We start from the raw sequence: 19,768 nt of genomic DNA, 5'->3' as shown, positions 1-19,768 counted from the left end.
CAAGCGCGATCTATACCACGAGGTTGACGAGTCTACCCGGGACGACGATGGTTTTCTTCACCGGCTGGCCATCCACAAAACGGACCACGTTGGCATCGGCGTGCGCGGCGGCCGCGACGGCCTCGCGGTCGGCATCGGCGGCCACTTCGATACGCGACCGCACCTTGCCGTTGACCTGGACGACGATGGTGAGGGTATCGCGCACCAGCGCGGCATCGTCGGCCTCGGGCCAGGCGATATCCAGCAGCAGATCGTCGTGACCGAGCTCACGCCAGAGCGCGTCGCAGATATGCGGCGTGATCGGCGCGAGCATCTTCACGATCGCTTCGAGTGCTTCCTGGCGCACGGCCTGCTGCGCGGGATCGGTGCCATCGGCCTTGGCCAGCGCGTTGCACAGCTCCATCACCGCGGCGATCGCCGTGTTGAAGGTATAGCGCCGGCCGACATCGTCGCCGACCTTGGCGATGGTCTCGTGCAGCTTGCGGCGCAGTTCGCCGGCCTCGCCTTGCGCGCTTGTGGCCGGCGCCACGGTGCCGGTTTCGACATGCTCCGCGACCAGACGCCACAGACGCTTGAGAAAGCGATTGGCGCCTTCCACGCCCGCATCCGACCATTCCAGCGACTGCTCGGGCGGCGCTGCAAACATGGTGAACAGGCGCACGGTATCCGCACCGTAGCTCTCGATCAGCGCCTGAGGATCGACCGTGTTGCCCTTGGACTTGGACATCTTGGCGCCGTCCTTGAGCACCATGCCCTGGGTAAGCAGACGCTTGAACGGCTCGCCGGCGTCGGACAGCCCTTCGTCGCGCATCACCTTCTGGAAGAAACGCGCATACAGCAGATGCAGGATCGCGTGCTCGACGCCACCGATGTACTGATCGACCGGCAGCCAGTAGCCGGCGCGGTCGTCGAGCATGGCATCGGCATCCGGACAGGCAAAACGGGCGAAATACCAGGACGACTCCATGAAAGTGTCGAAGGTATCGGTCTCGCGTTTCGCGGCCTTGCCGCAGGTCGGGCAGTCGACGTTCACGAATTCCGGCATGTCCGGCAGCGGCGAGCCGGCACCTTCCGGGGTCACGTCTTCGGGCAGCACCACCGGCAGATCGGCTTCCGGCACCGCGACCGGGCCGCAGTCGCCGCAATGGATGATCGGGATCGGCGCGCCCCAGTAGCGCTGGCGCGACATGCCCCAGTCGCGCAGGCGGTACTGGGTCTTGCGCCGGGCGATGCCCTGGCCTTCCAGACGATCGGCTATATCGGCGAACGCGGTATCGAAGTCCTTGCCATCATCCTCGGCCGAGTTGATCAGCACGCCCTTCTCGGCGCTCGCGCCCGCGCTGATATCCGGCGCGTTGCCGTCGGCGTCAGCGACCACCGGCACGATCGGCAGATCGTAGGCGGTAGCGAATTCCCAGTCGCGCTGGTCGTGCGCCGGCACGCTCATGACGGCGCCCGTGCCGTAGCCCATGAGCACGAAGTTGGCGACAAAGATCGGTAGCTTCTCGCCGGACAGCGGATGGATCGCCTCGACCGGCAGGCGATAGCCGCGCTTGTCGCGGGTTTCGAGGCTGGCTTCGGCGGTGCCGGCCTTGCGGCATTCCTCGCAGAAGGCGGCCAGTTCGGCGTCGGTATCCGCGGCGGCGGCGACCAGCGGGTGATCGGCGGCCAGCGCCATGTAGGTCGCGCCGTGCAGGGTATCCGGACGGGTCGTGTAGACCGTCAGCGGCGCATCCTGATCGGCGACTTCAAAATCGATCTCAAGCCCGCTCGAACGCCCGATCCAGTTGGACTGCATGGTCTTGACCGCGTCCGGCCAGCCGTCGAGCTCGTCCAGTCCGTCGAGCAGTTCGTCGGCATAGTCGGTGATGCGGGCGAACCACTGCGGAATCGCGCGCTGCTCGACGATCGCGCCGGAGCGCCAGCCGCGCCCGTCGACGACCTGCTCGTTGGCGAGCACGGTCTGGTCGACCGGATCCCAGTTGACCACCGATTCGCGGCGATAGACCAGCCCCTTCTCGAACAGCCTGGTGAACAGCCACTGCTCCCAGCGGTAATAGCTGGGATCACAGGTGGCCAGTTCGCGCGACCAGTCGTAGGCGAAGCCCAGCCGGTGCAGCTGGCCGCGCATGTATTCGATGTTCTCGCGGGTCCATTTCGCCGGCGGCACGCCGTTCTTGATGGCCGCGTTCTCGGCCGGCAGGCCGAAGGCGTCCCAGCCCATCGGTTGGAGCACGTTCTTCCCGCACATGCGCTGATAGCGCGAGATCACGTCGCCGATGGTGTAGTTGCGCACATGGCCCATGTGCAGCTTGCCGCTCGGGTACGGAAACATGCACAGGCAGTAGAATTTCTCGCGCTCGTCGCGCTTGACCTCGAAGGCGCCGGATTCGGCCCAGCGTGTCTGCACCTCGGCTTCGATTGCGTCGAAACGGTAGCTTTCGTCCATGGGTGTTGTTGCAGCGTGGCGCGGTCGAAAAACAGCCCGTTAGTTTAGCAGCCTGTCGGCGTTCAGCGCCCGGCCCGGCGGCGCAGCAACCAAGCCGCCGCCAGCCCAAGCCCCGTCAGCAGGAAACCGGCGAGCCAGAGCGGCCAGTCGCCGATACGCATATAGGGCGTGAGCCCCGAGCGCGGCTGCACGTGCGAGTCGATATTGGCAACGCTGAATTGCTCGGTCCGGCGGCGAATACGGCCGTCGTAGTCGATGATCGCGGAAATGCCGGTGTTGGCGGCGCGCAGCATCGGCCGGCCCGATTCGAGTGCCCGCATGCGCGCGATTTCCAGATGCTGATCGGCGGCCGTGGTCCCGGCAAACCAGGCATCGTTGGTCACGTTGACCAGAATCCCGGCCTGCGGCAACGCCTTGGCGATCTCGTAGCCGAAAGCGTCTTCGAAGCAGATCGACAACCCGAGCTTGACGCCGTCCACGCTGATCAGCGGCTGATCGTCGGCGCCGAAACCAAAGCTGCTGTAACGCATGTTGATGCCGTCGAGCCAGTGCATGACGAAATCGGGCACCGGAAAATACTCGCCGAACGGCACGAGATGGCGCTTGTAGTAACGCCCGTGACCCGTGCCGAGCGCAAGCACCGCGTTGTAGTAGGGCTTGTCTTCCCCCGGATGCACGAGCACCCCGGCGAGCACCGTCTGGCCGCGCTTGCCGGCCAGATTATCGATGAAATCGAGATAGCGCTGGACCTGGTCGGCGGGCGCCGGAATCGCCACTTCGGGCCAGACCACCAGATCGGCTTCGCTGCGTTCGGTGAGATTGCGATAGCGGGTGAGCGTGGTGGTGAAATTGTTCGGGTCCCATTTCACCTGCTGCGGGAAGTTGCCCTGCACCACGTCGACGCTGATCGCCTCACCCGACGGCCGGGTCCAGTGCGCGGCGGCCGGCAATGCCCAGAGCCCGAGCGGCGCCAGCGCGATGATCAGCACCGCCACCGCGCGCGCGAACAGCGCGCCGACAAACAGCAAGACGATAGCGCCCGCGCCGACCATCATCAGCGCGCCCATGAAATAGACGCCGCCGATAGGCGCGAGGGCCGTGACCGGCGCATCGATCAGCGCATAGCCCAGCGACAGCCAGGGAAAACCGGTAAGCACCCAGCTGCGCAACAATTCGCCCAACAGCCAGGCACCGGGTACGAACAGCAGGGCCCAGAGCGTGCGCGGCAGGGTCCGCGTGGCGCCGGCGAACGCACCGACCAGCATGGGATAACAGGCCATATATACCGTGAGCAGGCACACCAGCCCGATCGCCATCGGCAGCGGCGCGCCGCCGTAGTAATAGGTGGAGACGAACGTCCAGTAGATACCGGTGCCGAAATGAGCCAGCCCGAAAACGAAACCGCGCAGCGCGCCGCGCCGAGCCGATACGTTCCACCACAGTGCAACCAGACCAATGACCGCGATCATCGTCAGGCCGTAGTAGCCGAACGGCGCAAAGCCGAGCGTCGCCAGGCCACCGAGAACGGCGGGCAGCAGCAAATCGAGCCCGATGATGCGCAATGCCTTCATGCCTGGTGTCCTGCCCGGTGAGTGTCGTGCCGCATGCTGCGCCAGATGTCGATGTGTCCGGCCAGGCGCGAGCCACGGTCGCAGCACCGCCCGGGTCGACGTAGGACAACGCCGCCGGGCGCGTCGACAATCACGCGGACAGCAAGATGAGTTGCGGGACAGGACACTACCGACGATCGATTCGTGAAGCGGATGGCGCGCGATTGTAACCGGTAGCGCGTTACATTCGATCCGGCTATTCCGCGGCCTCCGGCAGCACCGTCATCTGGAACAGATGAATCCGCCGCGAATCCGCACGCTGCACGTTGAACTGGAAGCGGTCGATGACCGTGGTTTCGCCGCGCTTGGGCATATGCCCGAATTCATGCACGACCAGCCCGCCGATGGTGTCGAAATCCTCGTCGGAGAACTGCGAGCCGAAATACTTGTTGAACTCGTCGACCGGCGTGAGGCTGCGGATCTGAAACCGGTTCTTCTCCTGACGCAGGATGAACGCGCCCTCGGCCTGGTCGTACTCGTCGTCGATCTCGCCCACGATCTGCTCGAGCGCGTCCTCGATGGTCACCAGGCCGGCGACGCCGCCGTATTCATCCACGACCACCGCCATGTGATTACGCGAGGCCTTGAATTCCTTGAGCAGCACGTTGACTCGCTTGGACTCGGGCACGTACACGGCCGGGCGCAGCACCTGGCCGATCTCGAAGCCGGCCCGTTCCTCGTCGGAGCCCGCCAGTTGCAGCATATCCTTGGCGAGCAGGATCCCCACCACCTCGTCGCGCGACTCGCCGATCACGGGAAACCGCGAATGGCCGGATTCGATCGCAATCGGGAGAATTTCCGCGGCGTTGTCGTCGGATTCCACCACCACCATCTGAGAACGCGGAATCATGATGTCGCGCACCTGCAGCTCGGATACCTTGAGCACGCCCTGCATCATCCACAGCGCATCAACGTCGAGCAGGTCGTTTTCCTGGGCCTCGGTGAGCACGGCAACCAGTTCGTCACGATCACGCGGCGGCCCGGCCAGGCTCATGCCGATCTGACGTAACCAGTTGCCGCTACTTCGGTTCTGTTCGCTGTCGTCCTCGTCGCTCATCTATTCAGTACGGCCGCAACCGCCCCTCTATCGTTCGATTCATTGTCTGGAATAGCGGCCTCTGGGCCGGCGGATCAGGGCAGCGCGCGCTCTGCGTAGGGATCGGCATATCCCAATCCGTCCATGATGCGACGTTCCAGCCCTTCCATGGTGTCGGCTTCATCGTCGCCGATATGATCGTAGCCGAGCAAGTGCAGCACACCGTGCACGACCATATGCGTCAGATGGGCCTCGCGCGTCTTGCCCTGCGCCTCGGCCTCGCGCTCGACCACCGGCATGCAGATCACCAGATCCCCCAACACCATCAGGCCGGGCAGTTCGACACCGGCGGGAAAGGACAACACGTTGGTGGCATGAGGCTTGTCGCGATAGCGGCCGTTGAGTTGCGCCGATTCCTCTTCGTCGACCAACCGGACGGCCAGTTCGACGTCGGTATCGGCCTCGACCGTGCCGGTCGCGGCCACGGCCGCCGCGGCGGCGCGCTCGAGCGCGGCCTCGTCAACGGCCGTCGGCACCCGCTGTGCGCTCTCCAGCGCCAGCTCCAGGCTCATGCTCGCGCCGCTCAACGCCGATCGTCGCGCCTGTCCGGGCCCGCGGCGGCCTCGGCGGCGTGACTTTCGCGGTCGTAGGCGCGCACGATACGCTGCACCAGCGGATGCCGGACCACGTCGCGCGCCGAGAACCGGGTCACGCTAATGCCCTCGATATCGTGCAGCAGCCCGACCGCATGGCGCAGGCCGGAGCGCTTGGACACCGGCAGATCGATCTGGGTCATGTCGCCCGTGACCACCGCGGTCGAACCGAAGCCGATACGGGTGAGGAACATCTTCATCTGTTCGACGGTGGTGTTCTGGGCCTCGTCGAGGATAATGAAGGCCTCGTTGAGCGTACGCCCGCGCATATAGGCCAATGGCGCTATTTCGATCACATTGCGCTCGATCAAGCGCCCCACGCGGTCAAAACCGAGCATTTCATAGAGGGCGTCGTAGAGCGGACGCAGGTAGGGGTCGATTTTCTGGGCCAGATCACCGGGCAGGAAACCCAGCCGCTCACCCGCCTCGACCGCCGGGCGCACCAGCAGCAACCGGCGCACGCGCTCGGTCTCCAGCGCATCGACCGCGGCGGCCACGGCGAGGTAGGTCTTGCCGGTGCCGGCCGGGCCGATACCGAAATTCAGATCGTGGTCGCGCAGATTCGCCAGATAACGGCGCTGGCTGGGGCCGCGTCCGCGCACCAGCCCGAGCCGGGTCTTGATGACCACGTCATCGAGCGGCTTTTCGCCGTTGTTCGCCGCGGCTTCCTCGCGTTCGCGCTCGGCGGTGCGGGCCGCCACATGCACGCGCTCGGGCGACAGCTGACCGCCGGCGGTGGCGGCATAGAGCTCGTTGAGCACGTCGATCGCGGCGCTCGCGGCCTGTTCGGTGCCTTCAACCTGGAAGCGATGACCGCGATTGTGCACATCCACGTCGAGCGTGGTTTCTATCAGGCGCAGGTGGCCGTCCTGAGCGCCGCACAGATGTGCGAGCCGTTCCATGTCGAGCGGCGCCAGCTCGAGGGTCTTGCGGATGGATTCGTTCAAGATAGCTGTCTGTTCCTCGGCGTGACGGCCCGGTGTCCTGCAACACGAATACGCTTCACGATTTCGGCGCTTTTCTGTCCCATGCGGCGTTGCCGCGCTTCGCCACGGCCATGGCCGTGGATCGTTGCAGCGCCTTGCCTGACATAAAAGCGTCGTTCTTTTGAATGGACTCGAACTTTATTCTGCAAACTTAACGTTACAGGACACTAGCCGGTCGCGGCCAGATCGGGTTCGGTGGTCACCACGCGGCCACGCAGGGAGTTGTCCAGCGCTTCAGTGATCTCGACATCGATGAAGTACCCGACCATGCGCGGGTGGCCGTCGAAATTGACCCAGCGATTGGAGTCCGTGCGCCCGGCCAGCTGGCCATTCCCGCGCTTGGACTCACGCTCGACCAGTACCCGCTGCGTGGTGCCGACCATTGCCTGCATATAACGCTGGTTGTATTCGCCGATACGCGACTGCAGATGGGCGAGCCGCTGCTTCTTGAGTTCGCGCGGGGTGTCGTCGTCCATGTCCGCCGCCGGCGTACCGGGGCGCTTGCTGTAGACGAACGAGAACGCCTGGTCGAAACCCATGTCGTCCACCAGCCGCATGGTGTCGTCGAATTCGGCCTCGCCCTCGCCCGGATGGCCGACGATAATATCCGTGGACAGGCTGATGTCCGGGCGAACCTCGCGCAGTTTCGCGATGCGCTCACGAAAATGATCGGCGGTATAGCCACGTTTCATCCGCGCCAGCACGCTGTCCGAGCCCGACTGCACCGGCAGGTGCAGATGATTGGCGAGCTTGGGCACGCGTGCATAGGCATCGATGAGCGCGTCCGAGAACTCCAGCGGATGCGAGGTGGTATAGCGGATACGCTCGATGCCCTCGATCTCGGCCACGAACTCGACCAGCATCGCCAGATCGCAGATCGAGCCATCGGCCATCGGGCCGTAGTAGCCGTTGACGTTCTGGCCCAGCAGCGTTATTTCCTTGACGCCCTGCTCGGCAAGCTCCGCGATCTCAAGGATCACATCGTCGAACGGGCGGCTGATCTCTTCACCACGCGTATAGGGCACCACGCAGAAGCTGCAGTACTTGGAGCAGCCTTCCATGATCGACACGAACGCAGTCGGGCCTTCGGCGCGCGGCGCCGGCAGATGATCGAACTTGTCGATCTCGGGAAAAGCGATATCGACCACGCCGGCGCCGTTGTCGACCACCGCGTCGAGCATCTCCGGCAGCCGATGCAGCGTCTGCGGGCCGAATACCATGTCTACGTAGGGTGCGCGCTCGCGAATCGCGTGGCCTTCCTGTGATGCCACACAACCGCCAACACCGATCACGATCTCGGGCCGCGCTTCCTTCAGCTCGCGCCAGCGGCCGAGTTGCGAGAACACCTTCTCCTGCGCCTTCTCGCGCACGGAGCAGGTATTGAGCAGGATAATGTCCGCGCCTTCCGCGTTGTCGACCCGCGTGGCGCCACGGTTTTTTACCAGCACGTCGACCATCTTGGCCGAGTCGTATTCATTCATCTGGCAGCCCCAGGTCTGAACGAAAACCCGAGGTTGATTGGAGGCGCTGCTCATGGCCGATCAGGCCCGTGTTCGGGCGGATACAAACAAGCCTTTTAGTGTAACCGATAAGGCAAGTGCGCGGCACGCAAACGCAGCCCTGCGCTCCATGCTTCATCTGCCACATATAAACCGCACCGACTTTCCCATCTCGGGCTTGAAGCCGACCAAGCGTCCAGACGTTGTTGCCTGCCCGCACTTGCCCGCAGGTCGCGCGATGAGCGATAGCCTCGACGAGATGTTCGCGCAAGGCACGAGGTTGTCGGGCATCTCGCCTGCATTATAATGAACGTTTGTTCGCAATGCGCACAGCGTTGCCGGGCGATTCTTAATCATTCATTTGGGGGATATACATGCAAGCCTTGGCGAATTTTTTCACCCGGCTGATCAGCCGTTACATGCCGGATCCACTGGTAATCGCGATCATTCTTACCGCGCTCACCGTCGTGCTCGCCTTCGTCGTCGAGGGCAGCAGCCCGATCGATGCGGTGCGCTACTGGGGCGATGGCTTCTGGGATCTGCTCGCCTTCAGCATGCAGATGACCGTGATCCTGCTGGCCGGCTATATCCTCGCCAAGACACCGCTGGTGGATGGCGCGCTCGACCGAATCGCAGCGCGCGTGGCCACACCCTTCATGGCCATCGTCGTAGCCACGCTTGTCGGCGCCATCGGCAGCTGGCTGAACTGGGGCTTTGGTCTGGTTATAGGCAGCATCGTGGCCCAGAAGCTGGCGATGAACGTCAAGGGGCTGCATTACCCGCTGGTGATCGCTGCCGCCTACTCCGGATTTGCGCTCTACGGCATCGGCTTGTCGGGCAGCGTGCCGCTGCTGATCGCCACCGAAGGGCATTTTCTCGAGTCACAGATCGGGCTGATCCCGCTGAGCGACACCATCTTTTCCCCGGTGCTGCTGATCACAAGCGCGATCGTCATCATCACCCTGCCCATTTTCAACGCTCTGCTACACCCGAAAAATGCGAACGATATCGTCGAGATCGATCCGGCCAGCGTTGCCAAGCCAACCGTTCCGGCCCTGACCGCCGCCGACCAACCCACGATTGCCGATCGCCTCAATCACAGCCGCAGCGTCGGCATCGGCATCGGCCTGCTGGGGATGCTCTATATCGGACTGCACTTCTTCGACGGCGGCTCGCTGAACCTCAACACGGTCAACTTCCTGTTCCTGTTTCTGGGTATTCTGCTGTTCGCCTCGCCAGCTAAATATCTGGCCGCACTCAACGACGGTGTACGCATCGTCTCCGGCATCATCGTCCAGTACCCGTTCTATGCCGGCATCATGAGTATTCTGGTCGGGTCAGGACTGGTGGTGACGTTCGCCAATATGTTCGTGAACATATCCAGCGCCCAGACGCTGCCGATCTGGTCGTTCATCAGCGGCGGCCTGATCAATCTGCTCGCCCCCTCGGGCGGTGGCCAATGGGCAGTTCAGGGACCGGTCATGGTCAAGGCCGCGGCCACGCTCGGCGCCTCCGATGCCGCCACCGCGCTCGCGGTTCAGATCGGCGATCAATGGACCAACATGGTGCAGCCGTTCTGGATCATCCCGGTGCTGGCCATATCCGGGCTCAAGCTGCGCGATATCATGGGCTATATGGTGCTGATTCTTGGCTATCTCGGCATCGTCTTCGCCTCGGCCATTCTCATATGGGGTTATATCGGCGCCTGAGCGCCGGCCCCAGCCATCCCGCAAAGGATCTGACATGCCTTACATGATCGAAACCTTCGACAAACCCGGACACCACGACCTGCGCCTGCAGTCACGCGACGTGCATCTGGCCTATCTCGATGCCCATGCACACCTGTTGATCGCTTGCGGCGCCAAGCTCGTGGACGACGGTGAAAGCGCCACCGGCGGCCTCTATCTGCTCGACGTGGAAAGCCGCGACGAAGCCCAAAATTTCATCGAAGCGGATCCGTTTCATCAGGCCGAGTTGTTCGAGCGCGTCGATATCTGTCGCTGGCGCAAGGCCTATGTCGACGGCAAGAACCTGCTCTGATTCAGCCCACAAGGAATATATTCCATGCTCTTTCAAGTCGAAATGACGGTGAAACTGCCGCACGATCTGCACAGCGAACAGGCGGCCGAGATCAAGGCCCGTGAAAAAGCCTATTCGCAGCAGCTGCAGCGCGACGGCATATGGCGCCACCTGTGGCGCGTGGCCGGCAGCTATTCCAATGTGAGCATTTTCGACGTGCAAGACAACGCCGCGTTGCAGGACATCGTCAGCGCCCTGCCGCTGTTCCCGTACATGGATATCACGGTGAAGCCGCTGTGCCGGCATCCGTCATCGATTCACGACGACGACCGCTGAGCCTGCCCCGCACTGCTCTGCGGGGCGGCATATCCGCTGCCCCGCGGGCAACACAGAGTCGGCACGGCAGCCTGCCCATCGTGTGCGACGCGCCGCATATTGAAGCCCCGTGCAGGATAGCCGGCCCGATATTTTTTGTGCCGCGAGGCACTAGCCGGGGCAGTTCTGCACCACCTGAGCCAGTGCACACTCGACACCGCGCAACTCGGCCAACCCGCGCAGCCGTCCGATCAACGGGTAGCCGGGCTGGCTGTCGCGCTTGAGGTCATCGAGCAGCTGGTGACCATGATCCGGACGCATCGGAATCAGCTCGCCAGCGTTCGCCGAGCGACGCCGTCTTTCTTCGTGCAACAGCTCGCCGATCACACCGACCATGTCGACATCGCCCTCCAGATGCGGCGCCTCCTCGAAACTGCGCGGGTCTTCCTGATCCCGTCGGGTGGCGCGCAGATGGGCGAAGTGGATATGCGGGGCAAGCGTGCGCGCCATCGTCACCAGTTCGTTGTCCGCGCGCACGCCCAGCGAACCGGTACAGAACGCAACGCCGTTGGCAGGGCTGGGCACGGCCTGGATCGCAGCCTGCATATCCGCGAGCGTGGACACGATTCGGGGCAACCCGAGCAGCGCACGTGGCGGATCGTCGGGATGGATCGCCAAGCGCATGCCCAGACGCTCGGCGACCGGCACCACGGTCTGCAGAAAATGAATCAGGTGCTCCCGCAAGCGGGTCTCGTCGATGCTGCGGTAGGCCGACAGGGCCTCGAGAAATCCTTCCGGGGTGTAATGCTCCATGGTGCCGGGCAAGCCGGCGATCACGGTGTCCACCAGCCGCTGACGACCGGCCTCGTCCAGTCTCTGCGCATGGGCGCGCGCGGCCGCGATGTCTTCGGCACTGTAATCGGCTGCGGCGCCCGGACGTTGCAGCACGAAAAGCTCGAAGGCCGCAAAGGCAGTATGGTCGAAACGCAGCGCGCGGCCGCCCGAGGCGACCGGCGCGGCCAACTCGGTGCGGGTCCAGTCGAGAACCGGCATGAAGTTGTAGCAGACCGTGCGAATACCGCAGGCGGCCAGGTTTTCCAGCGTCTCGCACCAGGCCGCGAGACAGCGTGATCGCGCGGCGCCCTCGTCTCGACCCTGCTTGATCGCCTCATGGACCGGAATGCTCTCCACCACCGCCCAGCGCAGCCCGGCGGCTTCGATCATGGCGCGACGCTGGCGGATCGCCTCGAGCGGCCAGGCCTGGCCGGCAGGGAAATCGTGGAGCGCGGTCACGACACCGGTCGCACCGGTTTGACGGATATCTTCGAGCGTGATCGGATCATCAGGTCCGAACCAGCGCCAGGTGTGTTCCATGGATCAGGTCCTGTCTAAGGTTGCGGCAAAGCGGTTGAGCGCAGCGGTCATGCCGTGGTCTTCGATCGCTGTGAGCGCTGCGACCACGCGATCACGAAAGCCCGCGTGGGCCGCCAGTGCCGGGGAAAAGATATCGTCGAGTGCAAGCACGGCGTCGACCCGCGCTTGCGCTTGTGGATGTCGGGTATGCAAATCGGCCAGACGGGCGGCCGAGGGGTCGTCGACGGTGAACCGGTTGCCATGGCAATCCCGACCCGCGGTATAGCGGATCCAGGCCGCGACACCGAAGGCGACGACATCGACCGCCGGCGTATCCGCCGGGGTCTCGAACAGCTGGCAGCCAGCAACGCTCAGCCAGCGCTGCGGCAGTTTCTGCGAGCCGTCCATGGCAATCTGCTGCAGACGGTGATCCAGGCTGTCGTTGCCAAAGCGCGCAAGCAGCCGGGCTTCGTATTGCGCCAGATCAACGCCTTCGGGCGTGGCCAGCGTGGGCGCGGCCTCTCGGCGCATGTAATGGCCGATCAGAGTCGCCATGGCCGGTTCACGGATCGCCTCGGCGACGGTAGTAAAACCTGCAAGCACACCAACATAGGCCAGCAGCGAATGGCTGCCGTTGAGCATGCGCAGCTTCATGGTCTCGAACGGGGTGACATCCGCCACCATCGTCACGCCGTGGGGTGCCCAGTCCGGCCGGCCGAGCGGGAAATCATCCTCGACCACCCACTGCGAGAACGCCTCGCAGATCACGGCAGCCGGGTCGTCACGGTTCAGCGCCGCCAGCTTTTCACGGGCTTTCGCATCCATTGCCGGCACGATGCGATCGACCATGCTCGAAGGGAAGGCGACCGCGTCGGCGATCCAGCCGGCCATCGGTTCGGCGCCTCGTGCTTGCAGTTCGCGCGCCAACTCGATCACCGCCGCGCGGGTCCGACGGCCGTTGTCGGGCATGTTGTCGCAAGACAGCACGGCGAACGGCGCGATGCCGGCCACGCGTCGTCGCCACAGGGCCTCGACCAGCAGCCCCGGGACGCTGCGCGGGGCCTGCGGGCTGGCCAGATCGGCCTGAACAGCCGGGTCGTCGGCATTCAGCGTGCCCGCGGCCGGGTTCAGGCAATAGCCCTTCTCGGTCACGGTCAGGGTGACAATCCGTGTCTCGGGCGCGGCCAGCCGGGCCAGCAATACCTCCAGATCGTCGGTGATATCGCCCGTGCCGGCGCCACGACCGGTGAACAGGGTTTCGCGGATGGCGCTGATCTCGCGCAGCGCCGCCTGCCCGCGATCGCGATATTCGGCGACGTGATAACGATGCCCCTGGCGGCGTAGCTGCTCGACCAGCGCATGATTGCCGCGAAGATTGACGCTGGTGATACCCCAATCCACTGCGCCGGCATCGATGCACTGCTGCACATAGACTGCCTGGTGGGCGCGATGAAAGGCGCCCAGCCCCAGATGGACGATACCGCTGGTCGCGGGCGTGCGCCTCGCGTCGATGCGTTCGACGCGGGTCATGGCGCAGGGGTCAGTTGCGGCCGCATTGCCGCCGAAGCCGCGCCCTCAGCGTCGATCACGCAGCCCCCATCAGCCAGTTGGGCAGCCATAGCGAAATAGCCGGTACATAGGACACCAGCCCCAGCACCAGGATATTGCAGATCAGAAACGGCACGATCGCGCGCGCCACCTGGCTGACCTGCAGGTTGCCGATGCCGGCCACCACGAACAAACAGACTCCGACCGGCGGCGTACTCAGACCGATCATCAGATTGAGCACCGCCATGATGCCGAAATGCACCGGATCCATGCCGACACCGGTCGCCACCGCCAGCAGCGCCGGGAACAGGATGATCAGCGCCGCGATGGTCTCCATGAAGGTGCCGACCACCAGCAGGATCAGATTGAGGATCAGGATCACCACCCAGGGCGTATCGCTGATATTGAGGATGCCGCCGGCGATCATCTGCGGAATCTGTTCGCTGGTGAGAATCCAGCCGAACAGATTGGCCAGGCCCACCAGCAACAGCAGCGAACCCGAGGTCAGTACGGTATCGACCAGCAGGGCGGGCAGCTTGCGCAGGGTCAGGCCCTTGTAGACGAACATGCCGACCACCAGCGCATAGACGCTCGCGACGATCGCCGCTTCGGTGGGCGTGAACAGGCCGCCGATGATGCCGTAGAGGATGATGAACATCATCATCAGCGCCCAGAACGCGCTGCGCCCGGTGCGAAGAACGGTCTTGATCGAGGCCCGCTCTTCCTTCGGATAGCCGCGGCGCACGGCGAGGATATAGACCGTGATCATCATGGCCAGGCCCAGCAGGATGCCCGGCACCGCACCGGCCAGAAACATCCGGCCCACGGAAATGCTCGACAGCGATCCGACGATGATCATCGGCACGCTGGGCGGAATGATCGGGGCGACGGTCGACGAGGCGGCGGTGACCGCGGCCGCAAACGGCTTGTCGTAACCGGCCTTTTCCATGCCGGGGATCATCACCGAACCGATACTGGCGGCATCGGCGACCGCCGTACCCGATATACCACCAAAGATCATCGAACCGCCGACGTTGGCAAAGCCCAGCCCGCCTCGGATATGACCGAGCAGTGCATTCGAGAAACGCACGATCTGCTCGGTGATGTTGCCGGCATTCATCAGGTTGCCGGCGAGCACGAAGCCGGGAATACACAACAGCACGAAGGAATCGATACCGCCGTAGAGTTTCTGCGGCACGATGGTCAGCGGGATACCCGCCAGCAGCAGATAGGTCAGCGAGGCCAGCCCGAGCGAAAAGGCAATCGGGATGCCGATGACCAGCAGAACCGCAAAGACCCCGAAAAGCGCGAAGATATCCATCAGTTCACCATGCTCCCGGTGTCGGCGGGCGCCATAACGCCAGCGCAGCTTCGATAAAGCCAAGCAGGCTGTAGAAGGCCACCAGCCCCAGCAGCACAGCCATCGACGAGAACACGTAGATCATTGGCATGCCGAGCGCCGGCGAGGTCTGAAAGGTACCGATGCTGGCAAAGCGCCAGGCCGGCTCGATGACGATCAGTGAAAAGCCCCCCAGTGCGATACAGACCAGCATCTGATGGAGCGCCTGTCCGCGCAGCGCCAACCGGTGCTGGAACAGCTCCAGGCTGATATGACGCCGTCGCCGAAGAATCACGCCGGACGACAGCGACACCATGTAGATGAACAGATAACGCGACAGCTCCTCGGTCCACGGCGGGGAGAAAGGCAGCAGCAGGCGGCAGATGATCTGCAGCAGCACGACGACCGCGATGCCCAGCAGGCTGAGCACGGCCAGCGTGGAAAAGATCGTATCCAGCACGGCAATCAGCCGCCCCGGCAGGCCACCCAGCGGCGGCACCTGCGGTGCGGGATCGAGGGTTTCCAGTACTTCCTGCTCGGGTGTAGCCATAGGTGCTGTTCCGTCGGGGTGGCGCCGGCCGCGCGCCAGCGGCCGACGTCTCCTTGAGCCTGGGCCCTACTTGCCGTCCTGCTGCTGCAGAATCTGGTTGTAGAGTGTTTTCTGCTCGCCGGTCAGCGCGCTGCTTACCGCGGCCCGCGCCTTCTCGGCAAACGCCTGCTTGTCGACCTTGACGAACTCCATGCCCTTGTCCTTGAGTTCTTTTTCCAGCCGCTTCTGGTCCTGGACAAACAGCTTTTGCTCGTAGGTCTGCATCTGCTGAGCGGCGTCCATCACCACCTTCTGCAGATCCTGGGGCATGCTGTCGAACTTCTGCTTGCCGATCACCACATAGATCCAGCTGCGCACGTGATCGGTGACATCCACATACTTCTGCACTTCGTTGAAACTGGCGCTCTGGATCAGCGACAGCGGATTCTCCTGGGCGTCGACAGTGCCCTGCTGCAACGAGGTGAACACTTCGCTGAAGGCCATCGGTGTCGGTTTCGCGCCCAGCGCCTGCCAGCTCTTCACGAACAGCGGCACGTTGGGCACGCGCAGGCGCAGCCCGTTGAGATCCTCGGGCTTGCGGATCGGCCGATTGGAGGTCAGCTCGCGCGGGCCGCGCTCGAACCAGGCGATCGGCAGCAATCCGGTCTTTTCGATGACCTGCTGCTTGATCTTCTCGCCGATCGGGCCCTCGATGGTCTGTTTCATCTGCTCGCTGGAATCGAACAGATACGGCACGGCCATCAGTGCGGCCAGCGGTGCCCAGTTCTCCAGGCTCTCGCCGGTGATGGTCATGTCTGCGGTGCCCAGCTGGATGGAATTGATCACCTCCATCTCGCTGCCCAGTTGCTCGTTCGGATAGACCTTGACCGCGATGCGGCCGTCCGAATTCTTCTCTACCAGCGTCTTGAACTTGAGCGCGGCCTTGTTCCAGATGTTGTCGGTGTTCGCAAGGTGACCGAATTTCAGCGTGTAGTCGGCCGCCTGCGCTGCACCGGCGCCCATGAGACTGGCCGCCACCAGCGCCGCGGCGACGAAATTTCTCGATATGGTGATTGTTCTGAACATGTCTGATCTCCCGATCTTGGTTTTGTGTATTACTCAGCTCACTGACGAGGCGACATCGATCAGCACCTTGCGAGTCTGCTCCGGGGTGCGCTCGATCAGATCGATGGCCTCGACCATGTCGGTAAGGGGCAGGCGATGGCTCACCAGTGCGGCGGGATCCAGCCGACCCGACGCAATCAACTCCAGCACCTGCGGGAAACGCCGGTTGTTCAGTCGCGAGCCCACCAGGGTCAGTTCCTTGCGAATAACCTCGAGTTGGACCAGATCGCTGGCGGTCGCAGAAAAACCGAGCAGGCCGATACGCGCGGCCGGCGAAGCCAGCCGCACCATCGACGCCAGCAGCGCCGGCACGCAGGCCGCATCAGCCACCAGCGGCACGCCTTCACCGTCGGTCCATTGCGAGGCGAATGCCTCGATATCCTGTTGCCCGCCGTTGACGACCCGGGCCGCGCCGAGCGCGCGTGCCGCCTCCAGGCGGGCATCGATGATGTCGGTCACCGCGACCTCCTCGATACCCAGGGCGCGGGCCATCTGCAACACGGTCAACCCGATTACGCCGGCGCCGAAGATCAGCAGACGATCGCCGGGCTGCGGCGCCATGCGCGCCAGCACGTTGGCGGCGATCGAATAAGGCTCGACCAGGGCACCGGCTTCCGGCGACAACGACTCGGGCAGCACATGGGCATTGGCTGCCGGCACTGCCACCTGGGTCTGAAAACCGCCGTCGCGGTGGACGCCGATCACTTCGAGATGGGTACAGACATTCGGCCGCCCGATACGGCAGGGATAACAGCTACCACAACTGATCACGGGATCTACACATACGCGCTGGCCGACCCGTGCGCTGTCGACGTTCGCGCCTACCGCCGTCACGGTGCCGGCAAATTCGTGCCCGGTTATCCGCGGGTAGCGCACGAAAGCATTGTCGCCGTGGATGATATGCATGTCCGAACCACAGATGCCGGCATGGGCAACCGTGACCCGCACCTCGTCCACATCCGGGATGGCCTCGGCGGTGTCGACCACCGCGTAGGCATGTGGCGCGCTAACCTGGAAGCCTTTCATGCCGCGCTCCTGCTCGTGGATAGCATCGTGTTCACCGCTACCAGTGCCATAGCGTGCCGTCCTCCAGCCGGTTGACCGGCAGACTCGCCGGCCGATAGGGGTATTGCTCGGCCAGCGCCTCGTCGATATCCACACCATGCCCCGGGTTCTCCCCCGCCATGAAATGGCCGTCATCGAACCGGTAGGCGTGCGGGAAGACCGCTTCGGTCGCCTCGTCATGGGGCATGTGTTCCTGGATGCCGAAATTCGGCACCCAGGTATCGAAATGCAGGGCCGCGCCCATGCACACCGGCGACAGATCGGTAGCCCCGTGACAGCCGGTGCGCACGTGATGCAGCGCGGCGAGATCGGCGATCCGGCGCATGTGGGTGATACCACCGGCGTGGGTCAGCGAAGCGCGGATATAGTCGATCGATTGCGATTCGATCAGTTCGCGGCAGTCGTGGATCGAGTTGAACACTTCGCCGACGGCTAGCGGCGTGGTCGTGTGCTGGCGGATCAGCGCGAACGCCGACGGGTTCTCGGCCGGTACGCAGTCCTCCAGCCAGAACAGATGATAGGGCTCGACCGCCTTGCCCAGCCGCGCCGCCTCGATCGGCGTCAGACGATGGTGCGCGTCGTGCAGCACATGCAAATCGTCGCCGAAGCGTTCGCGCACCGCCGCGAACAGTTTCGGCACATGGTTGAGGTATTTTGCCGTATCCCAGACATGTTCGGCCGGCAGCTCCGCATCGGCCGGCTCATAGCGCTCGCCGTCGCGCTTGGCTACGCCGTAGGTGGTGGCGATGCCGGGAATGCCGCACTGCACCCGTACCGCGCGATAGCCGAGTTCCACATGCCGCGCCACTTCGTCCAGGCAACTCTCGATATCGCGCCCGGTAGCATGGCCATAGACCATCACCCGGTCACGGCTCCTGCCGCCGAGCAGTTGATAGAGCGGCATGCCGGCGGTCTTGGCCTTGATGTCCCACAGCGCCACGTCGACCGCCGCAATCGCAGCCATGGTCACCGGGCCCCGCCGCCAGTAGGCACCGCGGTACAGGAACTGCCAGATATCCTCTATCGCCTGGGCGTCGCGGCCGACCAACGCCGGAATCACATGCGCTTCGAGATAGGCCACCACTGCCTGCTCACGCCCATTCAGGGTCGCATCGCCAATACCGTGACAGCCGTCGGCGGTTTCGATCTTGAGCGTGACCAGGTTGCGGCCTGGGCAACAGACGATGACCCGCGCGCGGGTGATGAGCATATGCGTATACCTGGGACTGCGTCGAACGGCAGGTAAGATACGCGCCAATAACTGGCATACCAAATAGACTTTGGTCTACCAAACAGAAAAAGACATCTTATTGCTTTACGCTATAGGCTGCGCTGGGCGGAGACGCGACCGACAGCGAGCGTGGCGCCAGCCCTGAACCAGAACCAGCGCTGGCCTATCCGCCTAATTGGCATACCAAATTTCGGAGTCCGGCATGAGCCGCCAATATCAACGCATCGGCGAACGTATCAGCGCCGAAATCGCTCAGGGCGATCTGACCACCGGCGATCGCCTGCCCACCGAGCGCGAATACGCCGAACGTTTCGGGGTGAGCCGCACGGTGGTGCGCGAAGCCTTCATCATGCTGGAGTTGGCCGGCCGCGTGAATGTGCGCAAGGGCTCGGGCACCTACGTCTGCGACCCCAACTCGGCCGCGCTAACGAATCCCGCCCCCGCTGGCGATGCCCCGGACAGCGAGGATATCGGTCCGTTTGAATTGCTCAACGCTCGCCAGGTGGTGGAAAGCGCGATCGCCGCCTGCGCCGCCGAACTGATCACCAAACCGGAGATACGCCGCTTGCAGCAGCTGCTGGATGACGAGCGTCGTGGCCTGACCGACGTCGCGCGCGGTCGGTCACAGCATGTCGAGGCCGATGCCGCGGATCGGGCTTTCCACCTGGGGATTGCCGAAGCCACCCAGAACACCCTGCTCTACGAGATGGCGACGCGCCTGTGGGATCAGCGCCGGCGCAGCCCGATGTGGCAACACCTGCATGCACGCATTCTGGATTTCTCCTATCGCAATGACTGGCTTGCCGATCATGACGCGATCCTCCGACAGCTGCGAAAACGCGACAGCCAGGCCGCGCAGCAGGCCATGTGGATACATCTGGAAAACGTCAAGACGACCCTGTTCGCGCTATCGGATACCGACGACCCGCGCTTCGACGGCTATCTGTACCAGCAGGCGCGGGCGCGCTGAGGACCAACCGGGATGTCGCTTTGCCCGGCTTCGGGGACGGC

General features: G+C 63.9%; 18 protein-coding genes. 5 read left to right on the top strand and 13 right to left on the bottom strand.

Annotated elements, in window-relative coordinates:
* Positions 1 to 10 precede the first annotated feature (10 nt).
* The 6 genes from leuS to miaB all read right to left on the bottom strand — a co-directional run bounded on the left by leuS (position 11) and on the right by miaB (position 8,269).
* Positions 11 to 2,449, bottom strand: coding sequence for a leucine--tRNA ligase (gene leuS, locus ACFOSU_RS01165; protein WP_380685620.1), 2,439 nt, complete (start codon positions 2,447 to 2,449; stop codon positions 11 to 13).
* Positions 2,450 to 2,511: 62 nt separating this feature from the next.
* Positions 2,512 to 4,020 carry an apolipoprotein N-acyltransferase gene (lnt, locus tag ACFOSU_RS01160; protein ID WP_380685618.1) on the bottom strand — a complete coding sequence of 503 codons (1,509 nt, stop codon included), beginning with the start codon at positions 4,018 to 4,020 and terminating at the stop codon, positions 2,512 to 2,514.
* A gap of 235 nt (positions 4,021 to 4,255) precedes the next feature.
* A complete protein-coding gene (locus ACFOSU_RS01155; protein WP_380685616.1) occupies positions 4,256 to 5,116 on the bottom strand; it encodes an HlyC/CorC family transporter in 861 nt (286 codons plus the stop codon).
* A gap of 74 nt (positions 5,117 to 5,190) precedes the next feature.
* Positions 5,191 to 5,667 carry an rRNA maturation RNase YbeY gene (gene ybeY, locus ACFOSU_RS01150; protein ID WP_380685614.1) on the bottom strand — a complete coding sequence of 159 codons (477 nt, stop codon included), beginning with the start codon at positions 5,665 to 5,667 and terminating at the stop codon, positions 5,191 to 5,193.
* A gap of 11 nt (positions 5,668 to 5,678) precedes the next feature.
* Entirely contained in the window at positions 5,679 to 6,650 is a 972-nt protein-coding gene (locus tag ACFOSU_RS01145; protein ID WP_380686430.1) for a PhoH family protein, read from the bottom strand.
* Positions 6,651 to 6,901: 251 nt separating this feature from the next.
* Positions 6,902 to 8,269, bottom strand: coding sequence for a tRNA (N6-isopentenyl adenosine(37)-C2)-methylthiotransferase MiaB (gene miaB, locus ACFOSU_RS01140; protein WP_380685612.1), 1,368 nt, complete (start codon positions 8,267 to 8,269; stop codon positions 6,902 to 6,904).
* Here miaB and ACFOSU_RS01135 point away from each other — a divergent pair.
* The 4 genes from ACFOSU_RS01135 (at position 8,268) to catC (ending at position 10,588) form a co-directional block, all read left to right on the top strand.
* Complete coding sequence (locus ACFOSU_RS01135) at positions 8,268 to 8,540, top strand: hypothetical protein (RefSeq protein ID WP_380685610.1); 273 nt, start codon at positions 8,268 to 8,270, stop codon at positions 8,538 to 8,540. The two genes, miaB and ACFOSU_RS01135, sit on opposite strands and share 2 nt — an antisense overlap.
* 67 nt (positions 8,541 to 8,607) lie before the next feature.
* The gene (locus tag ACFOSU_RS01130) at positions 8,608 to 9,942 is read left to right on the top strand and encodes a short-chain fatty acid transporter (RefSeq protein WP_380685608.1); all 1,335 of its coding nucleotides are present in this window, start codon (positions 8,608 to 8,610) and stop codon (positions 9,940 to 9,942) included.
* Between the two features lie 34 nt (positions 9,943 to 9,976).
* Positions 9,977 to 10,273: a YciI family protein gene (locus ACFOSU_RS01125; protein WP_380685605.1), complete on the top strand. Its 297-nt coding sequence runs from the start codon at positions 9,977 to 9,979 to the stop codon at positions 10,271 to 10,273.
* Positions 10,274 to 10,297: 24 nt separating this feature from the next.
* Positions 10,298 to 10,588: a muconolactone Delta-isomerase gene (gene catC, locus ACFOSU_RS01120; RefSeq protein WP_380685603.1), complete on the top strand. Its 291-nt coding sequence runs from the start codon at positions 10,298 to 10,300 to the stop codon at positions 10,586 to 10,588.
* A gap of 150 nt (positions 10,589 to 10,738) precedes the next feature.
* Here the strand turns inward: catC and uxuA are convergent, their stop codons facing one another.
* The 7 genes from uxuA to manD all read right to left on the bottom strand — a co-directional run bounded on the left by uxuA (position 10,739) and on the right by manD (position 18,736).
* A complete protein-coding gene (uxuA, locus tag ACFOSU_RS01115) occupies positions 10,739 to 11,941 on the bottom strand; it encodes a mannonate dehydratase (RefSeq protein ID WP_380685601.1) in 1,203 nt (400 codons plus the stop codon).
* Between the two features lie 3 nt (positions 11,942 to 11,944).
* Positions 11,945 to 13,450 carry a mannitol dehydrogenase family protein gene (locus ACFOSU_RS01110; protein WP_380685599.1) on the bottom strand — a complete coding sequence of 502 codons (1,506 nt, stop codon included), beginning with the start codon at positions 13,448 to 13,450 and terminating at the stop codon, positions 11,945 to 11,947.
* A 55-nt stretch (positions 13,451 to 13,505) separates the two neighbouring features.
* Positions 13,506 to 14,789: a TRAP transporter large permease gene (locus ACFOSU_RS01105; RefSeq protein WP_380685597.1), complete on the bottom strand. Its 1,284-nt coding sequence runs from the start codon at positions 14,787 to 14,789 to the stop codon at positions 13,506 to 13,508.
* Positions 14,790 to 14,793: 4 nt separating this feature from the next.
* On the bottom strand, positions 14,794 to 15,357 hold the full coding sequence (locus ACFOSU_RS01100) for a TRAP transporter small permease (RefSeq protein WP_380685595.1): 564 nt from the start codon (positions 15,355 to 15,357) through the stop codon (positions 14,794 to 14,796).
* A gap of 66 nt (positions 15,358 to 15,423) precedes the next feature.
* Positions 15,424 to 16,422: a TRAP transporter substrate-binding protein gene (locus ACFOSU_RS01095; protein WP_380685593.1), complete on the bottom strand. Its 999-nt coding sequence runs from the start codon at positions 16,420 to 16,422 to the stop codon at positions 15,424 to 15,426.
* Positions 16,423 to 16,455: 33 nt separating this feature from the next.
* Positions 16,456 to 17,487, bottom strand: a complete 1,032-nt coding sequence (locus ACFOSU_RS01090) for a Zn-dependent oxidoreductase (protein ID WP_380685591.1) — start codon at positions 17,485 to 17,487, stop codon at positions 16,456 to 16,458.
* A 37-nt stretch (positions 17,488 to 17,524) separates the two neighbouring features.
* Positions 17,525 to 18,736, bottom strand: a complete 1,212-nt coding sequence (gene manD / locus ACFOSU_RS01085; protein ID WP_380685589.1) for a D-mannonate dehydratase ManD — start codon at positions 18,734 to 18,736, stop codon at positions 17,525 to 17,527.
* A 223-nt stretch (positions 18,737 to 18,959) separates the two neighbouring features.
* Between manD and ACFOSU_RS01080 the strand changes: the two genes are divergently transcribed.
* A complete protein-coding gene (locus tag ACFOSU_RS01080; protein ID WP_380685587.1) occupies positions 18,960 to 19,727 on the top strand; it encodes an FCD domain-containing protein in 768 nt (255 codons plus the stop codon).
* The last annotated feature ends 41 nt before the right edge of the window (positions 19,728 to 19,768 follow it).

It is taken from the genome of Salinisphaera aquimarina (assembly GCF_042643355.1).
GTDB lineage: Bacteria > Pseudomonadota > Gammaproteobacteria > Nevskiales > Salinisphaeraceae > Salinisphaera > Salinisphaera aquimarina.
Note: the sequence above shows the minus strand (reverse complement) of the source record. Positions and strands in the feature narration are given on the sequence as shown.

Excerpts from the sequence above, each read along its gene's own strand:
- ACFOSU_RS01145 (WP_380686430.1), bottom strand. The coding sequence starts at position 6,650 with ATGGAACGGCTCGCACATCTGTGCGGCGCTCAGGACGGCCACCTGCGC.
- ACFOSU_RS01130 (WP_380685608.1), top strand. The coding sequence starts at position 8,608 with ATGCAAGCCTTGGCGAATTTTTTCACCCGGCTGATCAGCCGTTACATG.
- miaB (WP_380685612.1), bottom strand. The coding sequence starts at position 8,269 with ATGAGCAGCGCCTCCAATCAACCTCGGGTTTTCGTTCAGACCTGGGGC.
- ACFOSU_RS01135 (WP_380685610.1), top strand. The coding sequence starts at position 8,268 with ATGGCCGATCAGGCCCGTGTTCGGGCGGATACAAACAAGCCTTTTAGT.
- ACFOSU_RS01155 (WP_380685616.1), bottom strand. The coding sequence starts at position 5,116 with ATGAGCGACGAGGACGACAGCGAACAGAACCGAAGTAGCGGCAACTGG.
- leuS (WP_380685620.1), bottom strand. The coding sequence starts at position 2,449 with ATGGACGAAAGCTACCGTTTCGACGCAATCGAAGCCGAGGTGCAGACA.
- ACFOSU_RS01105 (WP_380685597.1), bottom strand. The coding sequence starts at position 14,789 with ATGGATATCTTCGCGCTTTTCGGGGTCTTTGCGGTTCTGCTGGTCATC.
- ACFOSU_RS01095 (WP_380685593.1), bottom strand. The coding sequence starts at position 16,422 with ATGTTCAGAACAATCACCATATCGAGAAATTTCGTCGCCGCGGCGCTG.
- ACFOSU_RS01090 (WP_380685591.1), bottom strand. The coding sequence starts at position 17,487 with ATGAAAGGCTTCCAGGTTAGCGCGCCACATGCCTACGCGGTGGTCGAC.
- catC (WP_380685603.1), top strand. The coding sequence starts at position 10,298 with ATGCTCTTTCAAGTCGAAATGACGGTGAAACTGCCGCACGATCTGCAC.
- ACFOSU_RS01125 (WP_380685605.1), top strand. The coding sequence starts at position 9,977 with ATGCCTTACATGATCGAAACCTTCGACAAACCCGGACACCACGACCTG.
- ACFOSU_RS01080 (WP_380685587.1), top strand. The coding sequence starts at position 18,960 with ATGAGCCGCCAATATCAACGCATCGGCGAACGTATCAGCGCCGAAATC.
- ACFOSU_RS01100 (WP_380685595.1), bottom strand. The coding sequence starts at position 15,357 with ATGGCTACACCCGAGCAGGAAGTACTGGAAACCCTCGATCCCGCACCG.
- ybeY (WP_380685614.1), bottom strand. The coding sequence starts at position 5,667 with ATGAGCCTGGAGCTGGCGCTGGAGAGCGCACAGCGGGTGCCGACGGCC.
- ACFOSU_RS01110 (WP_380685599.1), bottom strand. The coding sequence starts at position 13,450 with ATGACCCGCGTCGAACGCATCGACGCGAGGCGCACGCCCGCGACCAGC.
- lnt (WP_380685618.1), bottom strand. The coding sequence starts at position 4,020 with ATGAAGGCATTGCGCATCATCGGGCTCGATTTGCTGCTGCCCGCCGTT.
- manD (WP_380685589.1), bottom strand. The coding sequence starts at position 18,736 with ATGCTCATCACCCGCGCGCGGGTCATCGTCTGTTGCCCAGGCCGCAAC.
- uxuA (WP_380685601.1), bottom strand. The coding sequence starts at position 11,941 with ATGGAACACACCTGGCGCTGGTTCGGACCTGATGATCCGATCACGCTC.